19 protein-coding genes and 1 riboswitch are annotated in these 24,999 nt (G+C 61.4%); of the genes, 18 read left to right on the top strand and 1 reads right to left on the bottom strand.

The window, feature by feature from the left end; translation table 11 throughout:
• Nucleotides 1-124 precede the first annotated feature (124 nt).
• The 4 genes from HMPREF9241_RS06185 (at nt 125) to pgi (ending at nt 7,176) form a co-directional block, all read left to right on the top strand.
• On the top strand, nt 125-1,342 hold the full coding sequence (locus tag HMPREF9241_RS06185; RefSeq protein ID WP_006681429.1) for an NADP-dependent isocitrate dehydrogenase: 1,218 nt from the start codon (nt 125-127) through the stop codon (nt 1,340-1,342).
• Between the two features lie 187 nt (nt 1,343-1,529).
• Complete coding sequence (locus HMPREF9241_RS06180; RefSeq protein ID WP_006681428.1) at nt 1,530-2,855, top strand: dicarboxylate/amino acid:cation symporter; 1,326 nt, start codon at nt 1,530-1,532, stop codon at nt 2,853-2,855.
• 269 nt (nt 2,856-3,124) lie between these two features.
• Nucleotides 3,125-5,410, top strand: a complete 2,286-nt coding sequence (locus HMPREF9241_RS06175; protein WP_006681427.1) for a 6-phosphofructokinase — start codon at nt 3,125-3,127, stop codon at nt 5,408-5,410.
• Nucleotides 5,411-5,499: 89 nt separating this feature from the next.
• Nucleotides 5,500-7,176 carry a glucose-6-phosphate isomerase gene (gene pgi / locus HMPREF9241_RS06170; protein WP_006681426.1) on the top strand — a complete coding sequence of 559 codons (1,677 nt, stop codon included), beginning with the start codon at nt 5,500-5,502 and terminating at the stop codon, nt 7,174-7,176.
• Between the two features lie 148 nt (nt 7,177-7,324).
• On the opposite strand, the gene HMPREF9241_RS06165 is transcribed toward pgi, so the two are convergent.
• On the bottom strand, nt 7,325-8,431 hold the full coding sequence (locus HMPREF9241_RS06165; RefSeq protein ID WP_006681425.1) for a PPK2 family polyphosphate kinase: 1,107 nt from the start codon (nt 8,429-8,431) through the stop codon (nt 7,325-7,327).
• Nucleotides 8,432-8,673: 242 nt separating this feature from the next.
• On the opposite strand from HMPREF9241_RS06165, the gene HMPREF9241_RS06160 reads away from it, so the two are divergent.
• The 14 genes from HMPREF9241_RS06160 (at nt 8,674) to HMPREF9241_RS06095 (ending at nt 24,922) form a co-directional block, all read left to right on the top strand.
• Nucleotides 8,674-9,663, top strand: coding sequence for a malate dehydrogenase (locus HMPREF9241_RS06160; RefSeq protein WP_006681424.1), 990 nt, complete (start codon nt 8,674-8,676; stop codon nt 9,661-9,663).
• Between the two features lie 312 nt (nt 9,664-9,975).
• On the top strand, nt 9,976-10,455 hold the full coding sequence (locus HMPREF9241_RS06155; RefSeq protein ID WP_006681423.1) for a ribose-5-phosphate isomerase: 480 nt from the start codon (nt 9,976-9,978) through the stop codon (nt 10,453-10,455).
• Between the two features lie 144 nt (nt 10,456-10,599).
• On the top strand, nt 10,600-11,562 hold the full coding sequence (locus HMPREF9241_RS06150; protein ID WP_006681422.1) for a DUF7973 family transport facilitator: 963 nt from the start codon (nt 10,600-10,602) through the stop codon (nt 11,560-11,562).
• A gap of 31 nt (nt 11,563-11,593) precedes the next feature.
• Nucleotides 11,594-12,463, top strand: coding sequence for an HAD-IIA family hydrolase (locus HMPREF9241_RS06145; protein WP_006681421.1), 870 nt, complete (start codon nt 11,594-11,596; stop codon nt 12,461-12,463).
• A 70-nt stretch (nt 12,464-12,533) separates the two neighbouring features.
• Nucleotides 12,534-14,096 carry an FGGY-family carbohydrate kinase gene (locus HMPREF9241_RS06140; protein ID WP_006681420.1) on the top strand — a complete coding sequence of 521 codons (1,563 nt, stop codon included), beginning with the start codon at nt 12,534-12,536 and terminating at the stop codon, nt 14,094-14,096.
• Between the two features lie 21 nt (nt 14,097-14,117).
• On the top strand, nt 14,118-15,485 hold the full coding sequence (locus tag HMPREF9241_RS06135; protein WP_006681419.1) for a sn-glycerol-1-phosphate dehydrogenase: 1,368 nt from the start codon (nt 14,118-14,120) through the stop codon (nt 15,483-15,485).
• Nucleotides 15,486-15,621: 136 nt separating this feature from the next.
• A complete protein-coding gene (locus HMPREF9241_RS06130; RefSeq protein ID WP_006681418.1) occupies nt 15,622-17,298 on the top strand; it encodes a ribulokinase in 1,677 nt (558 codons plus the stop codon).
• 30 nt (nt 17,299-17,328) lie between these two features.
• Nucleotides 17,329-18,282, top strand: coding sequence for a sugar-binding transcriptional regulator (locus HMPREF9241_RS06125; RefSeq protein WP_006681417.1), 954 nt, complete (start codon nt 17,329-17,331; stop codon nt 18,280-18,282).
• Nucleotides 18,283-18,331: 49 nt separating this feature from the next.
• Nucleotides 18,332-19,198 carry a formyltetrahydrofolate deformylase gene (gene purU / locus HMPREF9241_RS06120; protein ID WP_006681416.1) on the top strand — a complete coding sequence of 289 codons (867 nt, stop codon included), beginning with the start codon at nt 18,332-18,334 and terminating at the stop codon, nt 19,196-19,198.
• A gap of 203 nt (nt 19,199-19,401) precedes the next feature.
• Nucleotides 19,402-19,485: riboswitch (ZMP/ZTP riboswitch) on the top strand.
• Between the two features lie 40 nt (nt 19,486-19,525).
• Entirely contained in the window at nt 19,526-20,818 is a 1,293-nt protein-coding gene (gene glyA, locus HMPREF9241_RS06115; RefSeq protein WP_006681415.1) for a serine hydroxymethyltransferase, read from the top strand.
• The gene (locus HMPREF9241_RS06110) at nt 20,815-21,708 is read left to right on the top strand and encodes a bifunctional methylenetetrahydrofolate dehydrogenase/methenyltetrahydrofolate cyclohydrolase (RefSeq protein WP_006681414.1); all 894 of its coding nucleotides are present in this window, start codon (nt 20,815-20,817) and stop codon (nt 21,706-21,708) included. Before glyA ends, HMPREF9241_RS06110 begins: the two co-directional genes overlap by 4 nt.
• 83 nt (nt 21,709-21,791) lie before the next feature.
• On the top strand, nt 21,792-23,024 hold the full coding sequence (locus HMPREF9241_RS06105; RefSeq protein WP_040318652.1) for an arginine deiminase: 1,233 nt from the start codon (nt 21,792-21,794) through the stop codon (nt 23,022-23,024).
• A 65-nt stretch (nt 23,025-23,089) separates the two neighbouring features.
• The gene (argF, locus tag HMPREF9241_RS06100) at nt 23,090-24,088 is read left to right on the top strand and encodes an ornithine carbamoyltransferase (RefSeq protein WP_006681412.1); all 999 of its coding nucleotides are present in this window, start codon (nt 23,090-23,092) and stop codon (nt 24,086-24,088) included.
• Nucleotides 24,089-24,115: 27 nt separating this feature from the next.
• Nucleotides 24,116-24,922, top strand: a complete 807-nt coding sequence (locus HMPREF9241_RS06095) for an exodeoxyribonuclease III (RefSeq protein ID WP_040318574.1) — start codon at nt 24,116-24,118, stop codon at nt 24,920-24,922.
• Nucleotides 24,923-24,999: the final 77 nt, after the last annotated feature.

Raw genomic sequence — 24,999 nt, 5'->3', positions numbered from 1 at the left:
GTCTTTGGGTTGGCGAACGTATTTCTTCTGTCTCATCTATGAGCGCGAGTGTGTTTAATCAACTAATCTTGATGTCAAGATAATTTCTCGCGTAGCGCCAGCTCGCCCGACGAAAAGAGAAACGATGTCGAAAATTAAGGTTGCAGGCCCGGTCGTTGAACTCGATGGTGACGAAATGACCCGCATCATGTGGCAGTTCATTAAAGACCGTCTGATCCACCCCTACCTGGATGTTGATCTGCGTTACTACGACCTGTCGATCCAGAATCGCGACGCGACTGACGACCAGGTGACGATTGATGCCGCCAATGCGATCAAAGAGCATGGCGTGGGCGTCAAGTGCGCGACAATCACTCCCGACGAGGCGCGTGTTGAAGAGTTCGGCCTGAAGACGATGTGGCGTAGCCCCAACGGCACGATTCGCAATATTCTTGGTGGCGTTGTCTTCCGTGAACCAATCATTATTGACAACATTCCGCGCCTCGTCCCCGGATGGACCAAGCCGATCGTTATCGGTCGACACGCATTCGGCGACCAGTACCGTGCGACTGACTTTAAGGTTCCGGGAGCGGGCACCATCACGCTGACCTTCACTCCCGACGATGGGTCGGAACCGATCGAGCACGAAGTGATCCGTATGCCTGAAGGTGGTGGCGTCACGATGGGCATGTACAACTTCAACGAATCGATCGCAGACTTCGCTCGAGCATCCTTTGAATACGGACTCAAGCGCAACTATCCGGTCTTCCTGTCGACGAAGAACACGATCCTCAAGGCCTACGATGGTGCGTTCAAGGACATTTTCGCCGATGTCTTCGAGCGCGAATATAAGGACAGATTTGCCGAAGTTGGCTTGACCTACGAACATCGTCTGATTGATGACATGGTTGCCTCGTCCTTGCGCTGGGAAGGTGGCTACGTCTGGGCGTGCAAGAACTACGACGGTGATGTTCAGTCAGATACTGTCGCTCAGGGATTCGGTTCGCTGGGTCTGATGACCTCCGTCCTGATGACCCCAGATGGTCGCACGATGGAAGCTGAAGCCGCTCACGGCACTGTTACCCGTCACTACCGCAAGCATCAGGCGGGGGAACCAACGTCAACCAACCCGATTGCCTCGATTTTCGCTTGGACCCGCGCTCTTGCTCACCGAGGAATGCTTGATAATACGCCTGAGATTATCGATTTCTCCCACACGCTTGAGAAGGTCATCATTGACACGGTTCTTTCAGGCAAGATGACGCGCGATCTGTCTCGTCTGGTCGGTGGCGATACTCCGTGGCTCACCACCGAAGAGTTCCTTGTAGCGCTCGACGATAATCTGGCGAAAGCCCTCGCTTGATCTGCTCACTCAACGAAACGGGGGTGCGGTGAGCTTCGGCTTGCCCGCCCCGGTTTCGTCTCTATAGCGCGTGAAACTGCCCGAGTAGCGGTGTCGGAATGTTCGAATAGTGAACGAAAACTAATCGGAATGCGGTCTGTGGGCATCCTGTACGTATCCCGATCAGTCGAACGACTCAAGGAAAATCATGCGAAAGTTTATGCAGAAGAGCAGCATCCTCGTGTGGGTGCTCGTCGCAATCATCCTCGCCCTCGTGCTGGGATCCACCAAAGTGGGTGACTCGCACCTGGTGCCTGTCGCAGTTGGACGAGTCTTCGCGACATTCTCAGCTATCTTCAGCCAGTTTCTGTCCTTCTCGATTCCGCTCATCATCATCGGTCTGGTCACTCCGGCTATTGCTGATCTCGGACGTGGCGCGGGCAAGTGGCTCGGCGTTACCGCCGCGCTGGCCTACACCTCGACTCTTTTCGCAGGCTTCCTGACCTACCTGGTCGCAGCAACCGTCTTCCCGAAGCTCCTTTCGAACGGTCTTGCTGATGTTACCGAGCCCGGCTCGGCACTCGAATCGTTCTTCACCATCGAAATGCCTGCAGCTGTCCCGGTTATGACCGCGCTGTTGCTCTCCTTCGTGGTCGGCATCGGACTTGCAATGATCCCGCGTGGCGTTATGCGTAAGGGCTTCATTGAATTCCGTGCCATCATCACCAAGCTCATCGAGCGCATCATCATCCCGCTGTTGCCCTTGCACATCTTTGGTATCTTCTTGAACCTCACCTACACCGGTGAGGCGTGGGACATTATGCGCACCCTGGTCCGCGTTGTTGTCGTCGTCCTCCTGCTTGAGGTCGTCATCCTGCTCACGCAGTACATCGTTGCTGGCGCAATCGGCAAGAAGAACCCGATCAAGTCGCTACTCACCATGATGCCCGCCTACCTGACGGCACTCGGCACCTCGTCGTCCGCGGCGACTATCCCGGTTACTCTGCGTCAGGCAAAGAAGAACGGCATCTCCGACGCCGTTGCATCCTTCACCATTCCGCTCTGCGCAACGATCCACCTGGCAGGCTCGACCTCGAAGATCTTCGCATTCGCGTTCGCTATCGTCATCACCCAGGGCATCGATGTCGGCCCTGTACAGTGGGTTGGCTTCATCTTCATGCTCGGCATCACGATGGTCGCAGCCCCCGGCGTTCCCGGCGGTGCAATCATGGCAGCAACCGGTCTACTCTCGTCGATGCTTGGCTTCAACGATGCCCAGGTTGCCCTCATGATCGCCACCTACATCGCCCTCGACTCCTTCGGCACCGCAACCAATGTGACCGGTGACGGCGCAATCGCGATCATCGTTGACCGGATGGCCGGTGGCAAGATCGGCGCAGAAGGCGATCCGGAGAACGCTCGTGAGCTTTCCTTCGACGGTATGGCTTACCTTGACCGCGTCTCGGTCGAAGGCGTTGTCAGCGCCGAAGACCTCGCTGCATCTGCTGCTGCGAACCCGTCGGCTAGTAACTGACGGATTGGCTCAAGCGCGTACCCGTCATTATTTGTCATCAAACGAATAGACGCTGATTCTTCAACGCACGAGCTCACATGCCCTAAGAGTGGTGGTCCGCAATGAGACATGCGGGCCACCACTCTTTTATTCCCGAAAACTGTTCTGACACCCCTGAATACCCGATTGCTCTACCCATCACTTCCCGCTTCGCCGTAAACTGGACGAAACGTAAACTGGACGAAGCTGGTAACACTTTCAGACCGTGAATAGGAATGGAGCTTCACGCAATGGCTACTCCGCAACCGCTCAAAGCCCCCGCTGACTTCAAGATCGGCGTTCTCACATCAGGCGGTGACGCACAGGGAATGAATGCGGCCGTCCGCGCCGTCGTGAGAACCGCGCTTGCCGTGGGCGCCCAACCCTATGCGGTCATGGAAGGGTGGGCCGGCGCCGTTAAAGGCGGAGATGCGATCAAGAAGCTCTGCTGGTCGGACGTCTCATCAATCCTCGCCGAGGGTGGCACGGTCATCGGTACGGCCCGGTGTCCAGAATTCCGCGATTACGAGGGCCGGCATGCGGCCGCGAAGAATCTGGTCGAACACGGTATTGACCACCTTGTCGTTATTGGTGGCGACGGCTCCCTCTCTGGCACGGATGAATTCCGAGGCGAATGGTCGCAGCACATTCGCGAACTCGTTGATGAAGGCGTGCTCAGTGAAGAAGAAGCGGCAAAGCATCCGGCTCTGATGGTTGTTGGTCTTGTCGGCTCGATCGACAATGACATGGTGGGCACCGACATGACAATCGGTGCGGATACTGCACTCCATCGCATTTTGGACGCGATGGATCAGCTGACCTCCACGGCAGCATCTCACCAGCGCACATTCGTTGTCGAGGTCATGGGTCGCCATTGTGGCTACCTCCCCCTGATGGCAGCGGTTGCCGGTGGTGCTGACTACGTGTTTACCCCCGAAGATCCGGTTGGACCGGGCTGGGAAGAAGACCTCGCTGAACACCTGCGTTTGGGTCGTGAAGCAGGGCGACGCGAATCCATCGTGTTGGTCGCCGAAGGTGCAACCGACCGCGAGGGTAATGTACTGACCACTCAACACATTGCCGATGTGATTACTGAGCGCACGGGTGAAGACGCTCGCGTGACGATCCTTGGCCACGTCCAGCGTGGTGGCTCGCCGTCAGCCTATGACCGCTGGATGTCATCGTTGCTTGGCTACGCCGCTGTTCAGGAAATGCTTTCAGCAACGCCGGAAAACACCCCGAATGTTCTGGGTGTCCGCCACAACCGCGTGACCCGTATTCCGCTGATGAAGGCGGTGCACGATACTCGTGCGGTCAAGCACCTGATTGAGGCCGGCGACTATGAAGCTGCCCAGGCTTCGCGCGGCGTTTCTTTCACGACGATGGTCGAAATTAACACGATCCTTTCGACTCCGCCTCAGCTGACGCCCGAACCTACTGAAAAGCCTCGTCGAATCGGTATCCTGCACGCTGGCGGTCTTGCGCCTGGCATGAACACGGCAGCGCGCGCGGCAGTCCGCCTAGGCATCGCTCGCGGTTGGACGATGCTGGGAATCGAAGGCTCGTGGAAGGGCTTGGCCGATAACGCGGTCAAAGAACTGACCTGGGCTGACGTTGAAGGCTGGGCGTTCAAGGGTGGCGCGGAACTCGGCACGAGGCGCGATGTCCCCGAAGTTGAGCAGTTCTACGCCCTGGGACGCGCTATTGAACGTAACGAATTGGATGCGCTGATTGTTATTGGCGGCCTCAACGCCTACCTTGCTGTCCACTCGATGATCTCCGAGCGTGACCGCTACCCGGCGTTCCGTATCCCGATCGTTCTGGTTCCCGCCTCCATCGACAACAATCTGCCCGGTTCGGAACTATCGATCGGTGCCGATACCGCGATCAACAATGCCACCTGGGCGCTTGACCGCATCAAGGAATCCGCCGCAGCGACCAAGCGTTGTTTCGTCGCCGAAATCATGGGACGACGTTGCGGGTACCTGACGCTGATGGCGTCACTGTCATCCGGTGCTGAGTACATCTATCTCAACGAAGATGATGTGACTCTGAATGAGATCGCTGATGACACGAAGCGCATGGTTGATTCCTTCGCTGAAGGACGCCGCCTGTTCCTGGTCCTCGTCAACGAGGCAGTGTCGAAGTACTACGACCGCGAATTCCTTGCGTCCGTGTACGAGGCAGAATCTGACGGCAAGTACGACGTGCGTCATGCGGCGCTCGGCCACCTGCAACAGGGGGGTTCGCCCAGCCCGTTCGACCGCCTGCTGGCAACGCGTCTTGCTCACCGCGCGCTCGACCACATCAACAACCAGTTCAATCGTGGCGAATCCGAGGGCGTGTACATCGGTCAGGTGCGCAACCAGATCGAAGCTCGCCTGGTGAAGAACATGTTTGAGGATCTGGATATCCGCAATCGTCGTCCGTTCGATCAGTGGTGGCGAGAGCTCAGCCCGGTTCAGCGCATCGTTTCGATGAAGGATTCGGGTAAGCCCGCTGTCGAGATTTCCATCGCAGACGCAGATCCCGAGTAAGACATCGCCGAATCGTCTGATTCGACCAAAACTGTTTTTTCATTCAAGAACCGCGAACTCATCGCAGATCCATTGATACAGGAGAATTCATGACTGACAATCCGGTCGTTGACCCCACAATGACTCCCGCGTGGGAAGCACTGGACGGACGTGCCGACGCTTTTGACCCGGATCTTCGCGCTTGGTTCGGAGCTGATCCGAACCGTGCAACTCGCTGGACGATTGACGGCGCCGACCTGCACGTTGATTTTTCGAAGAACCTGATTGACGAAGGCGTGCTTGCTGACCTGCTGGCTCTTGCTGAGCAGACTGGCGTCTACGACCTGCGCGATCGCATGTTCGCCGGTGAGCACATCAACGTCACCGAAGACCGCGCTGTTCTGCATACCGCGTTGCGTCGCCCGGCAACCGACGAGCTGACCGTTGACGGCCAGGATGCGATCGCGGACGTTCACGAGGTTCTGAACAAGGTCTACGACTTCGCAGAGCGCGTTCGCTCCGGCGAGTGGACCGGTATTACCGGCAAGCCGGTTGAAACGGTTGTCAACGTTGGTATCGGTGGCTCGGACCTGGGCCCGGTCATGGCCTACGAGGCCCTGAAGCCCTTTGTCCAGGATGGTCTTGAATGCCGTTTCATCTCGAACATTGATCCGACCGACGCGGGTGAGACCACGAAGGATCTCGATCCGGAAACCACCCTGGTTATTGTTGCGTCGAAGACATTTACGACGCTTGAAACGATCACGAACGCCAAGGTTGTGCGCGACTGGTTCCTCGGCGCCCTGCGCGACCGTGGCATCGTTACCGACGAGGCAACCGAGAAGGGCGCCATCGCCAAGCACTTCGTCGCCGTGTCCACCGCTCTGGACAAGGTCGCTGAGTTCGGCATCGACCCGAACAATGCTTTCGGCTTCTGGTCCTGGGTTGGCGGCCGCTACTCCGTGGATTCCGCTGTCGGCACCTCGCTGGCAATCGCGATCGGCCCGGATGGCTTCGCTGAATTCCTTGAGGGCTTCAACGCGATGGATGTCCACTTCGCCACCGCGAAGCCGGAAGAAAACCTACCTATTCTCATGGGCATGCTGAACGTCTGGTACTCGAACTTCCTCGGTGCCGACACACACGCTGTCTTGCCGTACTCGCAGTACTTGCACCGCTTCCCGGCCTACCTTCAACAGCTGACCATGGAGTCGAACGGCAAGTCCGTCCGGCGCGATGGTGCTCCCGTCACCTACGAGACCGGCGAGGTCTTCTGGGGCGAACCGGGAACCAACGGTCAGCATGCCTTCTACCAGCTGATTCACCAAGGCACCCGCATGGTTCCCGCCGACTTCATTGCCTTCGCTAATCCGGCGTGGCCCCTGAAGGATGGCGAGGCTGACATGCACGAGCTGTTCCTGTCGAACTTCCTGGCTCAGACGAAGGCTCTGGCATTCGGCAAGACCTCGGACGAGGTTCGCGCCGAGGGCACCCCGGAGGCCATCGTTTCGGCTCGCGTCTTCACCGGTAATCGGCCGACCACGTCGATCATGGCACCGGCCCTGACCCCGCGTGTTCTTGGCGAACTGATTGCTCTCTACGAGCACATCACCTTCGTCCAGGGCGCCGTCTGGGGCATCGATTCCTTCGACCAGTGGGGCGTAGAGCTAGGCAAGGTCCTGGCCAAGCAGATCTTGCCGGCCATCGAAGGTGACTCGGCTGCACTCGACGCGCAGGATGCCTCCACGAAGGCTCTCATCGAGTACTACCGCGCGAACCGCAAGTGACCCTTCTCAGCTTAAGTGCTGCGCCGGTTTGACGGCTGTGCGCGACAAGCGTAGCGCCACAGTTTTGGCCTCGTTGATTTCATTATCGACGAGGACGAAACTTTATTGTCGCTCTCTCCCTTCATAGCCGGGAGTGAGCGGGGAGCACCTATCCCCAGGCGCTCACGGAAATGTGGGGCGCATCTTGTGAAGCGGAAGCGTCCGACTTCTTCTTGTCGAATTTCTTGGATTTCTTGGACTTTGATTCGCCCTCATTCTTATCTTGGGATCCCGCGTCACCCGACTTCTCGTGGGCATGAGATGACAGAACCTCAGGAGTGAGCGAAGCCGAAAGACGATCTTTCGCAGCATCGACATCAAAATCGGCTTGTGGCCATGTGGGGTTAATGCCTTCGAGCGTACGGACAAGGATCTCTTGGACTGCCAAGCGTGCATACCACTTGTGGTCGCCAGGAATGACATACCACGGAGCAATACGCGTCGAGGTCCGGCGAATCACTTCGGAATAGGCGTCTTGGTAGGCGCTCCAGTTGTCGCGAGTATCGAGATCACCCGTGGAGAACTTCCAGTGCTTATCTGGGCGCTCCAAGCGCTCCATCAGACGTTCCCCCTGTTCTTCATAGGAGACGACCAAGCAGACTTTAATGACCTTCATCCCGGCTCGAACGGCTTCTAATTCCATCTCGTAGATATCGTGATAGCGACGGTTTAGCTCATCCTCATCAGCGGTGAAGATAGATTCTTGGTTGGCGTTACGCGCGGAGGTGGGAACCAGAAGATCCTCATAGTGCGAGCGGTCAAAAACACCGATGTATCCCGGGCGGGGGAAGTGTGGGCGGACACGCCAAAGGAAATCGTGGGCACGCTCTTCTTCCGTGGGTGCTTTGAATGCTTTCAGAGCAACACCCTGCGGATCCACTTGCCCGATGACGTGGCGAACGATTCCGCCCTTACCAGCCGTGTCTAAACCCTGAAGGATCAACAGAACTGAATCCGACGCACCTTCCTTCGACGCGGCATACAGGCGTTCTTGGAGTTCAGAAAAATCAACTGCCCGCTTAGCCATCGCTTTCAACGCCTTCTTTTTGCTTGCGCCCCAACCGGGCGTGGCGTCACGAATGAAGGAATTCAGGTCGAACGCCTCAGAGGCAACCAGCAGATCGCGCGGATCACCCGTCCAATACTTCGACGGCCCAGACACGTAGGTCATGGTGTCTTCAGGTGACTCCTGACCTGTGTTTTCTTTCGATTCCATGATGACCTCCACCGCATGACCTCGACGCAACCTAGAAAATGCAAGGCTCGAAAACGAATGTACGTATGTGCAACTCTAATCATGGTCTAGATCACGTGCTTGCGTATATGAAAAGTAGGACTGCTAGCCCTGTTTTCCCACGCCGAAAGCGTTTAGGCTTGGAACGTCAGTATGTGGCGAAACCGCCACCAGGCGACGGCGAACACCGCCGACGCACACAAACTAAGAAGGAGTGCCGAATCATGGCAGAACCTCGCATCGTTACCGTCACCGGCGCCGCCGGCAACATTGGCTACGCCCTGCTTTTCCGTATTGCCTCCGGCCAGCTGTTCGGTCCCGATGTCCCCGTCAAGCTCAACCTTCTTGAGATCCCCCAGGGCGTGAAGGCCGCTGAGGGCACCGCAATGGAGCTCGATGACTGTGCATTCCCGACTCTTGCCGGCGTTGAAATCTTCGACGATGCCACCAAGGCATTCGAAGGCACCAACGTTGCCTACCTCGTTGGCGCAATGCCGCGTCGGGCGGGCATGGAGCGCGCAGACCTGCTGGAAGCCAACGCAGGCATCTTCGGCCCGCAGGGCAAGGCCATCAACGATGGCGCAGCAGACGACATCCGCGTCCTCGTCGTTGGCAACCCGGCCAACACCAACGCCACCATTGCTCAGAACGCTGCTCCGGATGTTCCGGCATCCCGCTTCACCGCAATGATGCGTCTTGACCACAACCGTGCAGTTGCTCAGCTGGCCCACAAGACCGGCGCAGCAGTTGCCGACATTAAGGACGTTGTCGTGTGGGGCAACCACTCCGCAGACCAGTACCCGGACGTTTCCTACGCGACCGTTGCTGGCAAGAAGGCTGCTGACCTGGTTGACGAAGCATGGCTCTCTGAGACCTACCGTCCGGTTGTCGCAAAGCGTGGCGCCGCCATCATCGAAGCTCGTGGCGCATCCTCGGCAGCATCGGCTGCAAACGCAGCAATCGATCACATGTACTCTTGGATCCACGGCACCCCCGAGGGTGAATGGGTCACTGCGGGCGTCATGTCCGACGGCACCCACTACGACGTCCCAGCAGGCCTCTGCTTCGGCTTCCCGGTCACCTCTGACGGTGGCGAGTGGCAGATTGTCGACGGTCTGGAGATCTCCGAGGCAACTCGCGCAGGCATCGATCACAACATCAAGGCTCTGCAGGAAGAGTATGACGCAGTGAAGGCTCTCGGTTTCATCAAGTGAGCCCGTAGGCCCCGCGCTCGGGGTTGAGGCGGCCGCGGATCCTCGTGATCCGCGGCCGCCTCGTCGTGTCCGGGCCCCGCCCTCGCGGATCGGGAGACCCGAGGGCCCCGGGGAGACGCCCCGGCGGATTTCCGCAACCGGGTTCGATGTGCACATTTGTGGGCGGCGCGCACTCGACAACGCATGAGCGGGAGGGGACCCCTCGCACCTGTGCGCATTCCCAGCGCGACCCCGTGCGCGGTGGCTAGGATGAACCTATCGCGAAGGAGCGGAGCCACCCGGGCGCCGCCTAGGATCGATGAGGAGGCCACCGTGGGTCTAAGAATCGTTCTCGCCGCCGATTCCGCTGGCGTCGAGTACAAGGATGTCCTGAAGAAAGATCTCGAAGCAGATCCGCGCGTCGACGAGGTCATTGACGCCGGCCTCAAGCCCGGAGAGGACGTCGACTACCCGCACGTCGCCGTCGCCGCCGCCCGCATGATCGCGGACGGGAAGGCCGATCGCGGTCTCTTCGTCTGCGGTACCGGCATGGGTGTCGCGATGGCCGCGAACAAGGTCCCCGGGATCCGCGCCTCGGTCGCGCACGACTCCTTCTCCGTTGAGCGCCTCATCCTCTCAAACAACGCGCAGGTCCTCACCTTCGGCGCCCGCGTCATCGGGCTCCAGCTGGCTCGGCGCCTCGCGAAGGAGTGGCTCGGCTACACCTTCGACGAGACCTCCGCCTCCGCCCCCAAGGTCGCTGCCCTCGAGGCCTACGACCGTGACCCCGACTTTCAGTTCGTCGGCTGCTGAAGCCCCCAGAACCTGGGACCGCTCGTTTGCGAGCACGAGCAGTCCCGGCGCCCTCCCCAGGGCGTCGCTCGCGACCACCCCATCTGACAGCAGGGCGAGGGCCTCGAGGACGAGGCCGACCCCCGAATCTTCAAGGATGAAGACATGACACCTGACGCAGCACTCGCCATCGGTTCGAACATGAACCTCTTCTGGCTCCTCATGGCCGCCGCCGGCGGCGTGTTCGGCACGATGATCGGCGCGAACTACGCCTTCTCGTTCACCGGCGTGACGATTCTCCTCGGCTTCGGCGTCGCCGCGGCCACCGGCTCCACCACAGTTCTCGATTACGTCTCCTTCGGCCCCGCCTTCGGCCCGCACATCGCCTTCGCGGGCGGCGTCGCCGCCGCGGCCTACGCCGCGAAGAAGGGCTACCTCAAGTCCGGCGGAAAGGACATCAACAGCCCGCTCGCCGGCCTCGGCAAGCCCGACGTGCTCCTCATCGGCGCTCTCTTCGGTGTCGGCGGCTACCTCTTCCAGAAGCTCGTCGCTCTCGTCCCGTGGTTCGGCACGCACACCGACTCGGTCGCCTTTACCGTGGTCTGCTCCGGCATCCTCGTCCGCGTAGTCTTCGGCAAGACCGGCGTCTTCCATTCGATCACGAAGCCCGAGGGCACGACCCGCTGGCTCGACTGGCAGGAGACCCCCGGCCAGCTCCTCACCGTCTCCGCCTTCGCGGGTCTCTTCGCCTCCGGCATCGCGACGATGCTCGTCGGCTACATCGCCCCGAACAGCGCGAACGGCGGCGTCATCATCGCGAACGCCCAGGCGATCCCCTTCGGGATCTCCGCGCTCTGCATCTTCTTCGTCGCCGGTGGCCTGAAGTTCCCGGTCACGCATCACATGACGATCTCGGCCGGCCTCGCCGCCGTCCTCTTCTTCAACGCGACCGGCTCCGGAATGCTCGCCGTCCTTGTCGGCACCTGCTTCGGCGTTCTCGCGGGCTTCGCCGGCGAGTACTTCGCCCGCTGGACCTACGCCCACGGCGACACGCACATCGATCCGCCCGCCGGCGTCATCTGGCTGATGAACACCCTCGCGGTCTCCGCCGCCGCCCTCGTCGCCTGAACGGCGACCCGAACCGACCGAAAGGAACGCCGTGTCCGCCACAGCCCTCACCGCCTGGCCCGAGCGCCTCTACGACGCGTACGTCTTCGACATGGACGGGACCATCTACCTCGGCGACCACCTCCTCCCCGGGGCGAAGCGCCTCATCGAGGAGCTGCGGCGGCGCGGCATCCCGGTCCGCTTCCTCTCGAACAACCCGACGAAGGATCCCGAGCAGTACGTCGAGAAGCTCGAACGGCTCGGACTGCCGACCCCGGTCGAGGAGATCGCCAACACGGTCGTCACGACGACCCGCTGGCTCCTCGAGAACAAGCCCGGCGCCGTCGTCTTCCCGATCGCCGAGGAGCCCCTCATCCGCGCCTTCCACGAGGCCGGCATCGAGATGAGCGACGATCCGGAGAAGATCGACGTCGTCGTCGCCTCCTACGACCGGACCTTCGACTACCGCAAGCTCCAGATTGCCTTCGACGCGATCTGGTTCCACAAGCGCGCGACCCTCATCGCGACCAACCCCGACCGCTTCTGCCCGTTCCCGGGTGGACGCGGAGAACCCGACTGTGCGTCGATCATTGCCGCCATCGAGGCGTGCACGAACACGACGTGCGAGATGGTCGTCGGCAAGCCCGATCCCGTCATGGCCGAGGCCGCCCTCGGCAATACGGATGTCGACCCGACCCGATGCGTGATGGTCGGCGACCGCATCATGACCGACATCAAGATGGCCGTGAACACCGGCATGTTCTCGGCCATGCCCCTCACGGGGGAATCCACCCTCGAGGAGGCGCTCGCCCTCCCCGAGGCCGAGCGCCCCACCCACGTCCTCGACCGCGTCGACCGCCTCATCCCGAAGGTACTCTGGGACGAGATCGGCTGGACCGAGGAAAACGACCCCATCGTCTGAGCGCCCCGAGCGCCCCACTCCAACAGCACCCGAGCCGCAGTGCCGCGGCAGACAAGAAAGAGACCAAGAAATGGTTGCACCCGGATACGAAGGCCCGTTCGTCATGGGATTCGACTACGGTACGGAGTCGTGCCGAGCCGCGATCTTCGACCTCGCCGGACACCCGATCGCCTTCGCGGCGACCCCCTACAAGACCCACCACCCCCGCCCCGGCCAGGCCGAGCAGAGCCCCGCCGACTGGTGGAATGCCCTCGTCGCCTCGACCCGCAAGGTCCTCGACGAGACCGGCATCCCCGCTCGCCACATCGCCGGCATCTCCTACGACGCGACGACGATGACCGTCGTCGCCATGGATCGGAACGGCCGTGAGCTGCGCAACGCGATCATGTGGATGGACGTCCGCGCGACCGAGCAGTCCGCCCGCGCCGAAACGATCGATCACTGGGCGCGCCTCTACAACGGCGGCGGCACGATGCCCGCGACCGCCGAGTGGTACCCCTTCAAGGCCGCGTGGCTCAAGGAGAACGAGCCTGAGACCTACAAGAACGCCTACCGCCTCGTCGACGCGCCCGAGTGGCTCACCTACAAGCTCACCGGCGAGTGGACGCTCAACATCAACTCCGCGGCCCTGCGCATGTACTACAACCGCGATAAGGGCGGCTGGCCGGTCGAGTTCTACGAGCACATCGGCTGCGGCGACGTCTTCGAGAAGATCCCCGAGAAGATCTACGATCTAGGCCACCCGATCGGTGGCCTCTCGATCTCCGCCGCCCAGGAGCTCGGCCTCCTCCCCGGCACTCCGGTTGCCCAGGGCTGCGCCGACGCGTGGGCTGGCCAGATCGGCCTCGGCGTCGTCTCGCCCGGCAAGACCGCCGTCATCACCGGCTCCTCGCACGTCATCACGGGCCAGTCCGGCAACCCGCTCCACGGCGAGGGCTTCTTCGGCGGATACACCGACGGCGTCATCCCCGGCCAGTACACGTGCGAGGGAGGTCTCGTCTCCTCCGGATCCGTGCTCAAGTGGTTCAAGGACAACTTCTGCCGCGACCTCACGGGCGCGGCCGAGCGCCTCGGCATGAACCCCTACAAGATCCTCGACGAGCGAGTCGCCGACATCCCGGTCGGCTCCAATGGGCTCATCATCAACGAGTACTTCCAGGGCAACCGCACCCCTTACACCGACTCCAAGGCCCGCGGCATCATGTGGGGCCTCACCCTCGGCACGACGCCCGAGCAGGTCTACCACGCGATCGAGGAGGCCGTCTGCTACGGCACCGCGCACGTCCTCAAGGCCTTCAAGGACGCGGGCTTCGAGTCGACCGAGCTCGTCGCCTGCGGCGGCGCCACGAAGTCGCGCGACTGGATGCAGATGCACTCCGACGTCACGGGCCTGCCCATCACGCTCACCGAGGTCGGGGACGCCGTCGTCCTCGGTTCGTGCATGCTCGCCGCCGTCGGCTCGGGCCAGTACCAGTCGATCGAGGACGCGGCCCGCAACATGGTCCGCGAGACTGCGCGCATCGAGCCCCGCCCCGACGTTCACGAGGAGTACCAGTTCTACCTCGAGAAGTACATGGAGACCTACCCGCAGATGCAGGACCTCTCGCATCAGATGATCGATCACCTCGCGTGACCGGCAAGGAGTGAAGAAGAAATGTCGCAAGAACTCATCGAACAGGCGCTGAAGACGGCCACCGAGACGAAGGACATCGTCTTCGGCACGGACGTCCTTGACAAGACGGGCGAGCTCTTCGTCCGCATGTTCCCCGGAGCGAGGGTCCTCGTCGTCGCCGACGGCAACACCTTCGCCGCAGCCGGCGAGGCGGTCGTCGCCTCCCTGAAGGCCGCGGGGATCGAATTCGCGGAGGAACCCTACGTCTTCCCCGGCACCCCGACCCTCTACGCGGGCTACGAGAACGTCGAGAAGCTCCGCGAGCACATCCGCCCCCTCGAGAACACGGTTGTCTGCTCGATAGCCTCGGGCACGCTCAACGACATCGCGAAGCTCGCCTCGGGCGAGCTCGGCCGCAAGTATATGAACGTCTGCACCGCGCCCTCGGTCGACGGTTACGCCGCCTTCGGCGCGTCGATCTCGAAAGACGGCTTCAAGATCACCCGTTCCTGCCCTGCGCCGACCGCTCTCGTCGCCGATCTGCGCGTCATCGCCGCGGCTCCCCAGCGCCTCATCGCCACCGGCTACGGCGATCTCATCGAGAAGATCCCCGCGGGCGCCGACTGGATACTCGCCGACGAGCTCGGCATCGAACCGATCGACGACTACGTGTGGTCTCTCGTCCAGGGCCCGCTCCGCGGCGCCCTCGCCGATCCCGAGCGCATCGGCGCGGGCGACGCCGAGGCCATCACCGGACTCGCGGAGGGCAACATCATGTCCGGTCTCGCGATGCAGGCCGCCCAGTCGTCGCGCCCGGCCTCGGGCGCCGGCCACCAGTTCTCCCACGTGTGGGAGATGGAGGGCCACGGCCTCGACTGGGAGCCGCCGCTCTCGCACGGCATGAAGGTCGGCGTCGGCACCGTCGCCTCCTGCGCGATCTGGGAGGAGGCCCTCAAGATCGACATGGATGCCCTCGACGTTGACGCGATCGTCGCGGCCGCGAAGACCGACAAGGAGATCGAGGCGAAGGTCCGCGGCCTCCTCATCCCGCGTATCGCCGATGAGGCCGTCAAGCACTCCATCGAGAAGAACCTCCAGGGCGACGAACTGCGCGCCCGCATCGCCGCCATCCGCGAGGCCTGGCCCCGCATCGTCGCGCGAGTGAAGGACCAGCTCATCACCGCGGACGAGGCCGTCGACCGACTGAAGAAGGTCGGCGCCCCGTACCACCCGGAGATGATCGGCATCGACATGGCGCGCTTCCGCGAGACGCACATCAAGGCCCAGACCATCCGCAATCGCTACACCGTGCTCGACCTGCTCACCGACCTCGGGATGCTCGACGAGGTCGTCGAGCGCCTCTTCTCCGAGGACGGCTACTGGGGCCGTCACGCCCACAAGGAGGCCTGAGACCCGTCGGCGCGCCCACCGCCTATCACTCGGCGGGCGCGCCGACTCCGCGGGCCCACAGGGGTCCGCCTCCGGCGCCCTCGCGCCGCCCGCCCCGACGGGGCGGGCCCGTTCTACTCATGAGAAGGCGAAGAGCATGATCAAGGAAGACCTCGACATCACGTACACCATCGGCCTCGATTTCGGCACGCTCTCCGTGCGCGCCGCGGTCGTCCGCACGAGCGACGGCGAGGTGCTCGCCGACGCCGTCAGCGAATACGCGACCCCCATCATGGACAGGACCCTCGCGGTCGGCGGGGGAGCGCCCCTGCCCCCCGACTTCGCGCTCCAGGTGCCGGCCGACTACATCGCGGCGATGCGCGAGGTCGTCCCCGCAGCGATCCTCGCATCCGGCATCGACCCCTCCCGGGTTGTCGGCATCGGCCTCGATTGCACCTCCGCCACCGTCGTCGTCACCGACGCCGAGGGGAAGCCGATGTGCGAGTACCCCGAGTTCGTCGACGAGCCGCAGGCCTACCTCAAGTTGTGGAAGCACCACGGCGCCCAGGAGCAGTCCGAGCGCATCGTCGCGCTCGCGAAGGAGCGCGGCGAGGAGTGGCTCTCCCGCTACGGCGGCGTCCTCTCCGCCGAGATGCTCCTCCCGAAGACCCTCGAGATGTTCGAGAAGGCGCCTGCGCTCTACCGGGCGACCGCCGAGGTCCTCGACATCGTCGACTGGCTCACCTGGGAGCTCAGCGGCACCCTCGTCTACGCAGCCGGCGACTCCGGCTACAAGCGCATGCACCAGGATGGGAAGTACCCCGACCCCGAGTTCCTCGAGGCCCTCGCCCCCGGTTTCGGCGACGTCTTCGCCCAGAAGATGAGCCACCCGATCGTCCCGCTCGGCTCGAAGGTTGCGGGCCTCACCGAGGAGTACGCGCAGGCCTTCGGCCTGCCCGCGGGAATCGCGGTCGCCGCCGGCAACATCGATGCGCACGTCCAGTGCGTCTCCGTCGGGGCGGTGCTCCCGGGCCAGCTCACCGGCATCCTCGGGACGTCGACGTGCTGGATCCTCCCGTCCGCGACCCTCGAGGAGGTCCCTGGCGTCTTCGGCGTCGTCGACGGCGGCGTCTGCGAGGGCTACTGGGCCTATGAGGCCGGACAGTCCGCAGTCGGCGACATCTTCGCCTGGTTCATCGACCACTGCGTCCCGCAGTCCTACTTCGACGAGGCCGAGCGCCAGGGCGTGTCGATCCACCGCGTCCTCGGCAACAAGGCGGCTGAGCAGAAGGTCGGCGCGCACGGCCTCGTCGCTCTCGACTGGTGGAATGGCAACCGATCGATCCTCGTCGACTCGAACCTCACCGGCCTGATGATCGGGCAGACTCTCCGGACGAGTACCGAGGACATGTACCGCGCCCACCTCGAGTCGACGGCCTTCGGCGCACGCATGATCATCGAGAACTTCGAGGAGCACGGCGTGCCCGTGAACGAGGTGCGCGTCGCTGGCGGCCTGCTGAAGGACGCATTCCTCATGCAGATGTACGCCGACGTCACGCGCCGCCCGCTCAAGACCGCGCGTACCCTGCAGGCCGGCGCGCACGGCTCCGCGATCTTCGCCTCCGTCGCCGCGGGGCTCTACGAGGATGTGCCGACCGCTGCCGAGGCGATGGGCGGAGTGTCCGAGACGGCCTACGAGCCGAACGAGGAGGCCGCTGCCGTATACGATGAGCTCTACGCCGTGTACAGGGACCTCTACGACTCCTTCGGCCGCGGCGACAACAGGATGTACTCCCTTAAGAGGTTGCGCGACCGCGCCCTCACCGGGGAGTGACCGGCTGAAGAGAGGTACGGATCCGACGTGATGGACGATGATCGGGAAATGGCCGTGCTCCGCGCGGCGCAGCTCTATTACTACGAGAACATGACGCAGGACTCGATCGCCGACCGTCTCGGCTGCACGCGCTGGACCGTCGGGCGCCTCCTCGAGGAGGCGCGCCAGTCGGGGATCGTGAGGATCACGATCAACCACCCCCGCGCGAGGGTCCGCCACCTCGAGAAGGAGCTGGCGGAGCGCTTCGGGATCTCAGAGGTCTTCGTCGTCCGCAGCCAGGACTCCGAGGTGGCGACCGGCGCCCTCGTCGCGGCGACGACGGCCGACTACATCACCGCCCAACGCCCGCTTCCGCAATCCCTCGGCATCGCCTGGGGCCGATCGCTCACCGCGGTCGCCCGGGCGATGCCCGAGGAATGGACGAGTGGCCTGGAGGTCTACCAGATGTACGGCGGCCTCGTCCGCTCGAACGACGACGAGGTGGCCGATTCGATCGGTCTCATGGCGCGTCGCGGGCAGGGCGTCGGCCACATGCTCCCCGCCCCGGCGATCGTCACGGACCCCGAGCTCAGCGTCCGACTGCTGCGCGAGCCCTCGGTCGCGGCGACTCTGGACGCCGGCCCGAGGGCCGACCTCGTCGTATTCTCGCCCGGCATCCTCGAGCCGGGGTCGGTCCTCGTCCGCTCGGGTTTCCTCACGGCGGAGGGCATGCAGAGGATGCGCGAGCTCGGCGCCGTCACCGATCTCTTCTCCCACGTCGTCGACGTTGACGGCAACGCGATCTCACCTGAGCTCGAAAAGCGCACCATCGCTGTTTCCCTCGACGCGGTGCGGACGTCGAAGCGCTCCCTCGCGATAGGCTGGGGCGAAGCGAAGGCCCTGCCCCTGGTCGTCTCCTTGCGGATCGGAATCGCGAACGCCCTCATCGTCGACGAGAAGGGGGCCCTCGCGATGCTCCGCGAGGCCGACCGCCTCCGCGACTGAGGGCCGGGCGGTCCGACCCGATCTCGTCCGCCTCCGCTAATCTGTACCCATGAGTGAATCGACCGTAGAAAACACGAAGCTTGTCATCACGCTGTCCTGCCCGGATCAGCCGGGTATTGTCCACGCGGTGACGGGTGTGATCGGCAGTGTGAACGGCAATATTATTCAGTCCCAGCAGTTCGGGGATCCGGATTCGGGACTGTTTTTCATGCGTATTGAGGTTGACTCGCCGGTCGGTCGAGGTCCCGTCGAAGAAGGTCTGGCGAAGGTTGCGAAGACTTTTGATGCGACCTGGCATATTGATGCCCTCGGTCGTCGCCTGCGTACGGTCATCATGGTGTCGCGCGAGGGCCACTGCCTGACTGACTTGCTCTACCGTCAGCGTAGCCAGGGCCTGCCGATCGAGGTTGTCGCGGTCGTGGGTAACCACCCGGATCTTGCTCCCGTTGCTCAGTTCTACGGCGTTCCCTTCCTGAATATTCCGGTGACGAAGGAAACGAAGGCTGACGCTGAGCGTGAGTTGCTCAACCTGGTCCGCTCGGAAAAGGTGGAGCTAGTTGTTCTGGCACGCTACATGCAGATTCTGTCTGAGAAGGTCTGCGAAGAAATGCAGGGGCGCGTCATCAATATTCACCACTCGTTCCTGCCGTCGTTCAAGGGTGCTCGCCCGTACGCGCAGGCGCATGATCGTGGCGTGAAGCTCATTGGTGCGACCGCACACTACGTGACCGCCGACCTGGACGAGGGCCCGATCATCGAGCAGGACGTCACGCGCGTGACGCACGCCGACTCCACGCCGGACATGGTGGCGCTTGGCCAGGACGTGGAGCGTCGCGTTTTGGCTCAGGCAGTCCGTTGGCACGTCGAGCGTCGCGTCCTTATGGACGGCACGCGAACCGTGGTGTTCTCCCGCTAGTTTTCCTCTATTCCCCAGGCGGATGCGTGACGCACGCACTGCTGAGGAATTGATTCACGAGGCCGAGACCGCTTCTCGCTGGTGAGTGTGAGCGACGGTTTCGGCTTTCGCCACATCCGCCCCATAGCAGGCTGGGAGTGCCTAGATGGAGGCGGCCTCGTACGTGGGAAGGCAGTGCGCGAACTGGTCGCTTCGCGATATGGTGGATGAGTCGTGACTGGCGAACAGGTGGGAAACCACCGGGGAGCGATGAACAGGCACCATAGCCGCCCGCCTGGGCTAAGGCGCCGACCGAGAAATCGGCAGTTCAAGGAGCAGGAGAACCCAATGGATTCCCTTAATGACATGACCCTTGCCCAGCTGGATCCCGAGATTCAGGCTGTGCTCGACGCTGAACTGGCACGTCAGCGGGCGACCCTCGAAATGATTGCGTCAGAGAACTTCGTCCCGCGCGCAGTCCTAGAAGCGCAGGGATCCGTGTTGACGAACAAGTACGCGGAAGGCTACCCGGGTCGTCGCTACTACGGTGGCTGTGAAGCCGTTGACGTCGCAGAAAACCTTGCGATCGAGCGCGCACAACAGGTCTTCAAGGGTGCCGACTTCGTCAACGTTCAGCCACACGCCGGCGCGCAGGCAAACGCTGCAGCCCTGATGGCGATGGCAAACGTGGGCGACACGATTCTTGGCCTGTCCCTCGCTCACGGCGGTCACCTGACCCACGGCATGAAGATCAACTTCTCCGGCAAAAACTACAACGCGGTGGCCTACGAGGTCGACCGTCAGACCATGCGTATCGAGGCTGAGCAGGTGCGCGAAGCTGCTCTGCGTGAGCGCCCCAAGGTCATCATCGCCGGCTGGTCCGCCTACCCGCGTCATCTGGACTTTGCGGCATTTCGTGAGATCGCTGACGAGGTCGGCGCAGCACTCTGGGTCGATATGGCACACTTCGCCGGCCTTGTCGCAGCAGACCTGCACCCCAGCCCAGTCCCGCACGCTGACGTTGTCACCACTACCGTCCACAAGACGATCGGTGGCCCGCGTTCGGGCATGATTCTGTCGTCTCGTGGCGAGCAGTGGGGCAAGAAGATTAACTCCGCAGTCTTCCCCGGCCAGCAGGGCGGTCCGCTCATGCACGCGATTGCCGCAAAGGCAATCGCCATGAAGGTCGCGCAGACCGAAGAATTCAAGGATCGTCAGCGTCGCACTCTCGAAGGTGCTCAGCTACTGGCTGATCGTCTCAATGCAGACGATGCGAAAGCAGCCGGCATCAAGTTGGTCACCGGTGGTACCGACGTTCACTTGGTCCTCGTTGACCTCGTCGAATCGAAGCTGGACGGTCGCGACGCAGAAGATCTTCTGCACGAGGTCGGCATTACCGTCAACCGCAACGCAGTTCCCTTTGATCCGCGTCCCCCGATGCGCACCTCCGGTCTGCGTATCGGCACGCCGGCTCTAGCAACCCGTGGCTTCGACGCCAAGGACTTCGCTGAGGTCGCCGACATCATCGGCACCACGCTGGTTCAGGGGGCATCGGGCGCATCGGTTGACGTTGACGGCTTGCGCGCACGCGTGAAGGCTCTGACCGACGCTCGTCCGCTCTACGTTGGACTTGGCGAATGAGGGCTCCCTGGGAAGGGCCCGCTAAGGTCCTCGACGGTGCGGGTACAGCTGCCACAATCAAGGCGGAACTTGCCCAGCGTGTGAAGAATCTCCGCGCTCGTGGTGTTGTGCCCGGCCTTGGCACGATCCTCGTCGGTGAAGATCCCGGTTCGGTGTCCTACGTTGCGGGTAAGCATCGCGACTGCGCTGAAGTGGGTATCGAATCCATCCGCGTTGACCTGCCGGAAACGGCTTCGCAGGCTGAAATTGAAGCAGCGATTGACCAGTTGAATGCTGACCCGGCATGCACGGGCTACATCGTTCAGTTGCCACTGCCGAAGGGCATCGACCAGAACGCGATCCTAGAACGCATTGATCCTGCGAAGGACGCAGATGGCCTGCACCCGATGAACCTTGGTCGCTTGGTTCTTCGTGGCTCTGGGCCGATCGATACTCCGCTTCCGTGCACGCCTCGCGCCGTCATCGAACTGATGGAACGACACGGCATTGACCTTCGTGGCAAGGATGTGTGCGTTGTTGGTCGCGGTGTCACTGTTGGCCGTTCGATTGGTTTGCTACTGATCCGCAAGGAAATCAATGCAACCGTCACCGTCTGCCACACCGGCACGAAGGATCTTGCTGCTCACGTGCGTCAGGCGGACGTTGTCGTGGCCGCGGCGGGTAGTGCTGGACTGATCACCAAAGACATGGTGAAGCCGGGCGCAGTTGTGCTTGATGTTGGTGTATCCCGCGTTGAAGGTGAAGACGGTAAGGCTCGCCTGCACGGCGACGTTGCAGACGGTGTTGATGAGGTCGCATCGTGGCTATCCCCGAACCCGAAGGGCGTAGGTCCCATGACTCGCGCGCTCCTGGTGACGAACGTTGTCGAGGCAGCAGAGCGCCTCGCGTAACTGTTTTTGGTGGTGGGGTGGAGCCTTGGCGTTGAGGCTCCACCCCAGTGCCACATATGTTGGAGTTGAAGATATTGAGTTCATTGAATCCGTCAGTCACATCTGAAGTTGGCGCGCTGAAGACAGTCCTCGTTCACCGTCCCGGTAACGAAATGTCGCGTATTACGCCAACGAACATGGAAGAACTCCTCTTCGATGACGTGATCTGGTTGGAGCGCGCCCAAGAAGAACACGATGCGATGACCTCAAAGATGCGTCGTCATGGCATCGAGGTTCTTGATTTTTCGACTCTTTTGACTGAAGCCCTCGAAGTTCCAGGCGGTCGTGATGAAGCCCTGGAACTCGTTTTCACCGATAAAACGGTTGGTCCTGCAGCTTTGGATTCACTCCGCGCTTTTACAGCCGGACTGGATTCGTCTCACCTTGCCGAGATCTTGATTGCCGGCATGACGAAGCGTGAGCTTTTAGAACAGATCGATGAACCGAAGTCCGCCTGGATCTCCGGAATGGACTTGGATGACTTCATTCTTGCCCCGTTGCCGAACCACCTGTTCACTCGTGACACCTCGTCGTGGATCGGCGGGGGAGTTGCGGTTTTGTCTATGCGGAAACAGGCTCGTCGTCGCGAAACGATCAACCAAGAGATCGTCTACCGGTTACACCCGCGTTTCGCTGATCTCAACATCCCCTTCTGGAAGCACGGGACTCTTGACGGCCAGGCCACAATCGAAGGTGGCGACATCATTAACGCCGGAAACGACACACTGATTATTGGCGCCTCAGAACGTACGACTGCGCAGGGAATTGAACGTCTTGCTCGCAGGCTTTTTGCCGGCGAAGTAGCGTCCACCGTGATTGTTTTGCAGATCGAAAAGAAGCGTGCTCAGATGCACCTCGACACGATCTTCACGATGCTCGATGAAGCAACATTTACTGCCTATGCCGGGTTGGGGAAGGTTCGTACTCAGGTGATTCGCCCCGGTGCTGCTGGCGAATTGGATATCACCGTTCACGAAGCTGATGAGATGTATGACGTCATCGCTGCCGGATTGGGATTCGATTCCATCCGCGTGCTGACGGTCCCCACGGATTCCTTGACCGCCGAACGCGAACAGTGGAATGACGGTTCGAATCTCCTTGCCCTAGAGCCCGGTGTCGTCATGTCATACGAACGAAATACGGTGTCGAACGACTACTTCTCGGACCAGGGTTTCGAGGTCATTACGATCCCCGGCAATGAACTTGGTCGCGGACGTGGCGGGGCGCACTGCATGACTTGCCCGATTGTGCGCGATACTTTACCCGCACGCGTTTAACGTTTGACGCCTCGAACGTTCAACGTTCCTACTCTCAGACCTACACAATCTCACAAGGAGCATCCATGCCTCACGCTCTTCATGGTCGTCCGTTCCTCCGCGAAATCGACTTCACTCCTGCTGAATGGCTGTCTTTGATTGATCTGGCAGCTGAACTCAAAGCCGCGAAGAAGAATGGTACCGAGGTTCAGCACCTCAAGGGGCGCAATATTGCGCTGATCTTCGAGAAGACGTCGACGCGCACGCGTTGCTCCTTCGAGGTGGCAGCTTTCGATCAGGGGGCACACACCACCTATCTAGATCCTTCCGGTTCGCAGATGGGACACAAGGAGTCGACTGCTGATACCGCTCGCGTTCTGGGTCGCATGTTTGACGGTATCGAATACCGCGGTGATGAGCAGGAAAAGGTTGAGGTTCTTTCGGAGCTCTCCGGTGTTCCGGTGTGGAATGGTCTGACCGATGACTGGCATCCGACTCAGATGCTCTGCGATTCACTGACCATGCGTGAACACGCTGGTAAGCCTCTGAATCAGGTGTCCTACGCCTACGTTGGTGATGCTCGTTTCAACATGGGTCGTTCCCTGCTGGTCAATGGCGCGTTGATCGGAGCTGATGTCCGCATTGTTGCGCCGCGTGAACTTTGGCCGGATGAAGAATGCATCGCTCACGCACGCCGTATTGGCGAAGAAACCGGTGCGAAGGTGACGGTGACCGACAACGTTGATGAAGGTGTTGCGGGTGTTGACTTCGTCCACACTGACATTTGGGTGTCGATGGGCGAGCCGAAAGATGTCTGGAATGAACGCATCGAGATGCTACGTGACTACCAGGTGAATGCTTCGCTGATGGAAAAGGCTGGCCCGCAGGCAAAGTTCATGCACTGCCTGCCGGCGTATCACGATCGTAAGACCGCGATTGGTGAGCAGCTGTTTGAAGCCACCGGTATGGATGGTATCGAAGTGACCGACGAGGTTTTCGAAGGAGGCGCTTCGATCGTCTTCGATCAGGCAGAAAACCGTATGCACACGATCAAGGCGGTCATGGTTGCCACGCTGGGCGACTGACACCCTGCCGAATTCAACGCACAAGGGATAAGCGTGAAGATTACAAGCATTAACCTGAACGGGATCCGTGCAGCGGTAAAACGTGGTTTTCTTGATTGGATTGCGGTGGAAGACCCGGATGTTCTGCTGATGCAGGAAGTGCGCGCCGATACTCAGATCACCGAAGACATCTTGGGGCAAGAGTGGTTGCTTGCCACCGAGCCGTGTCGCATCAAAGGTCGCGCGGGTGTTGCGATTGCAGTGCGACGAGGCCGTGCAACCCTAGATGATGTTCGCGCAGGGTTGGGGGACGCGGACACTGACGTTGACTCTGGGCGTTGGATTGAAGCTGTTGTCACCGCGGACTCTCAGAGTGTTCGTGTTGTGTCCGCATACTTCCATTCGGGTGAAAAGGATACGCCGAAACAAGAAGCGAAGATGGCTCATCTGCCTCGCATTGGCGAGCGTATGGCTGAGATTCTTGCGTCGGGTGAAAAGGCTGTCGTCTGCGGTGACTACAACGTTGTTCGCTCACGTCAGGACATAAAGAACTGGACGCCGAACCACAATAAACGTGCGGGTGTCTTGGACGAGGAAATCGTATTCTTAAACGATTGGGTCGATGCCGGCTGGCATGACGTTGTTCGTGACCTAGCCGGTGACGTGCAGGGGCCGTACACGTGGTGGTCGTGGCGAGGCAAAGCCTTCGATAACGACACGGGCTGGCGCATCGACTATCACTATGCAACTCCGACTCTGGCATCGATCGCGACTGCATTCGCGATCGGGCGCGCTCAGGCTTACGACCAGCGATTCTCTGATCATGCACCACTCACCGTGACCTACCAGGTTTGACCGCTAAGGCTGTCGTGGGGCCTGGAAGGGAATCTTCTGGATTTCTTTTCAACTCGAGCATGAAACAAGCGAAGTGG

The sequence above is a fragment of the Schaalia turicensis ACS-279-V-Col4 genome, from assembly GCF_000296505.1.
GTDB lineage: Bacteria > Actinomycetota > Actinomycetes > Actinomycetales > Actinomycetaceae > Pauljensenia > Pauljensenia turicensis_A.
The sequence above is the reverse complement of the archived record's forward strand: the minus strand, read 5'-3'. Positions and strand labels throughout refer to the sequence as shown.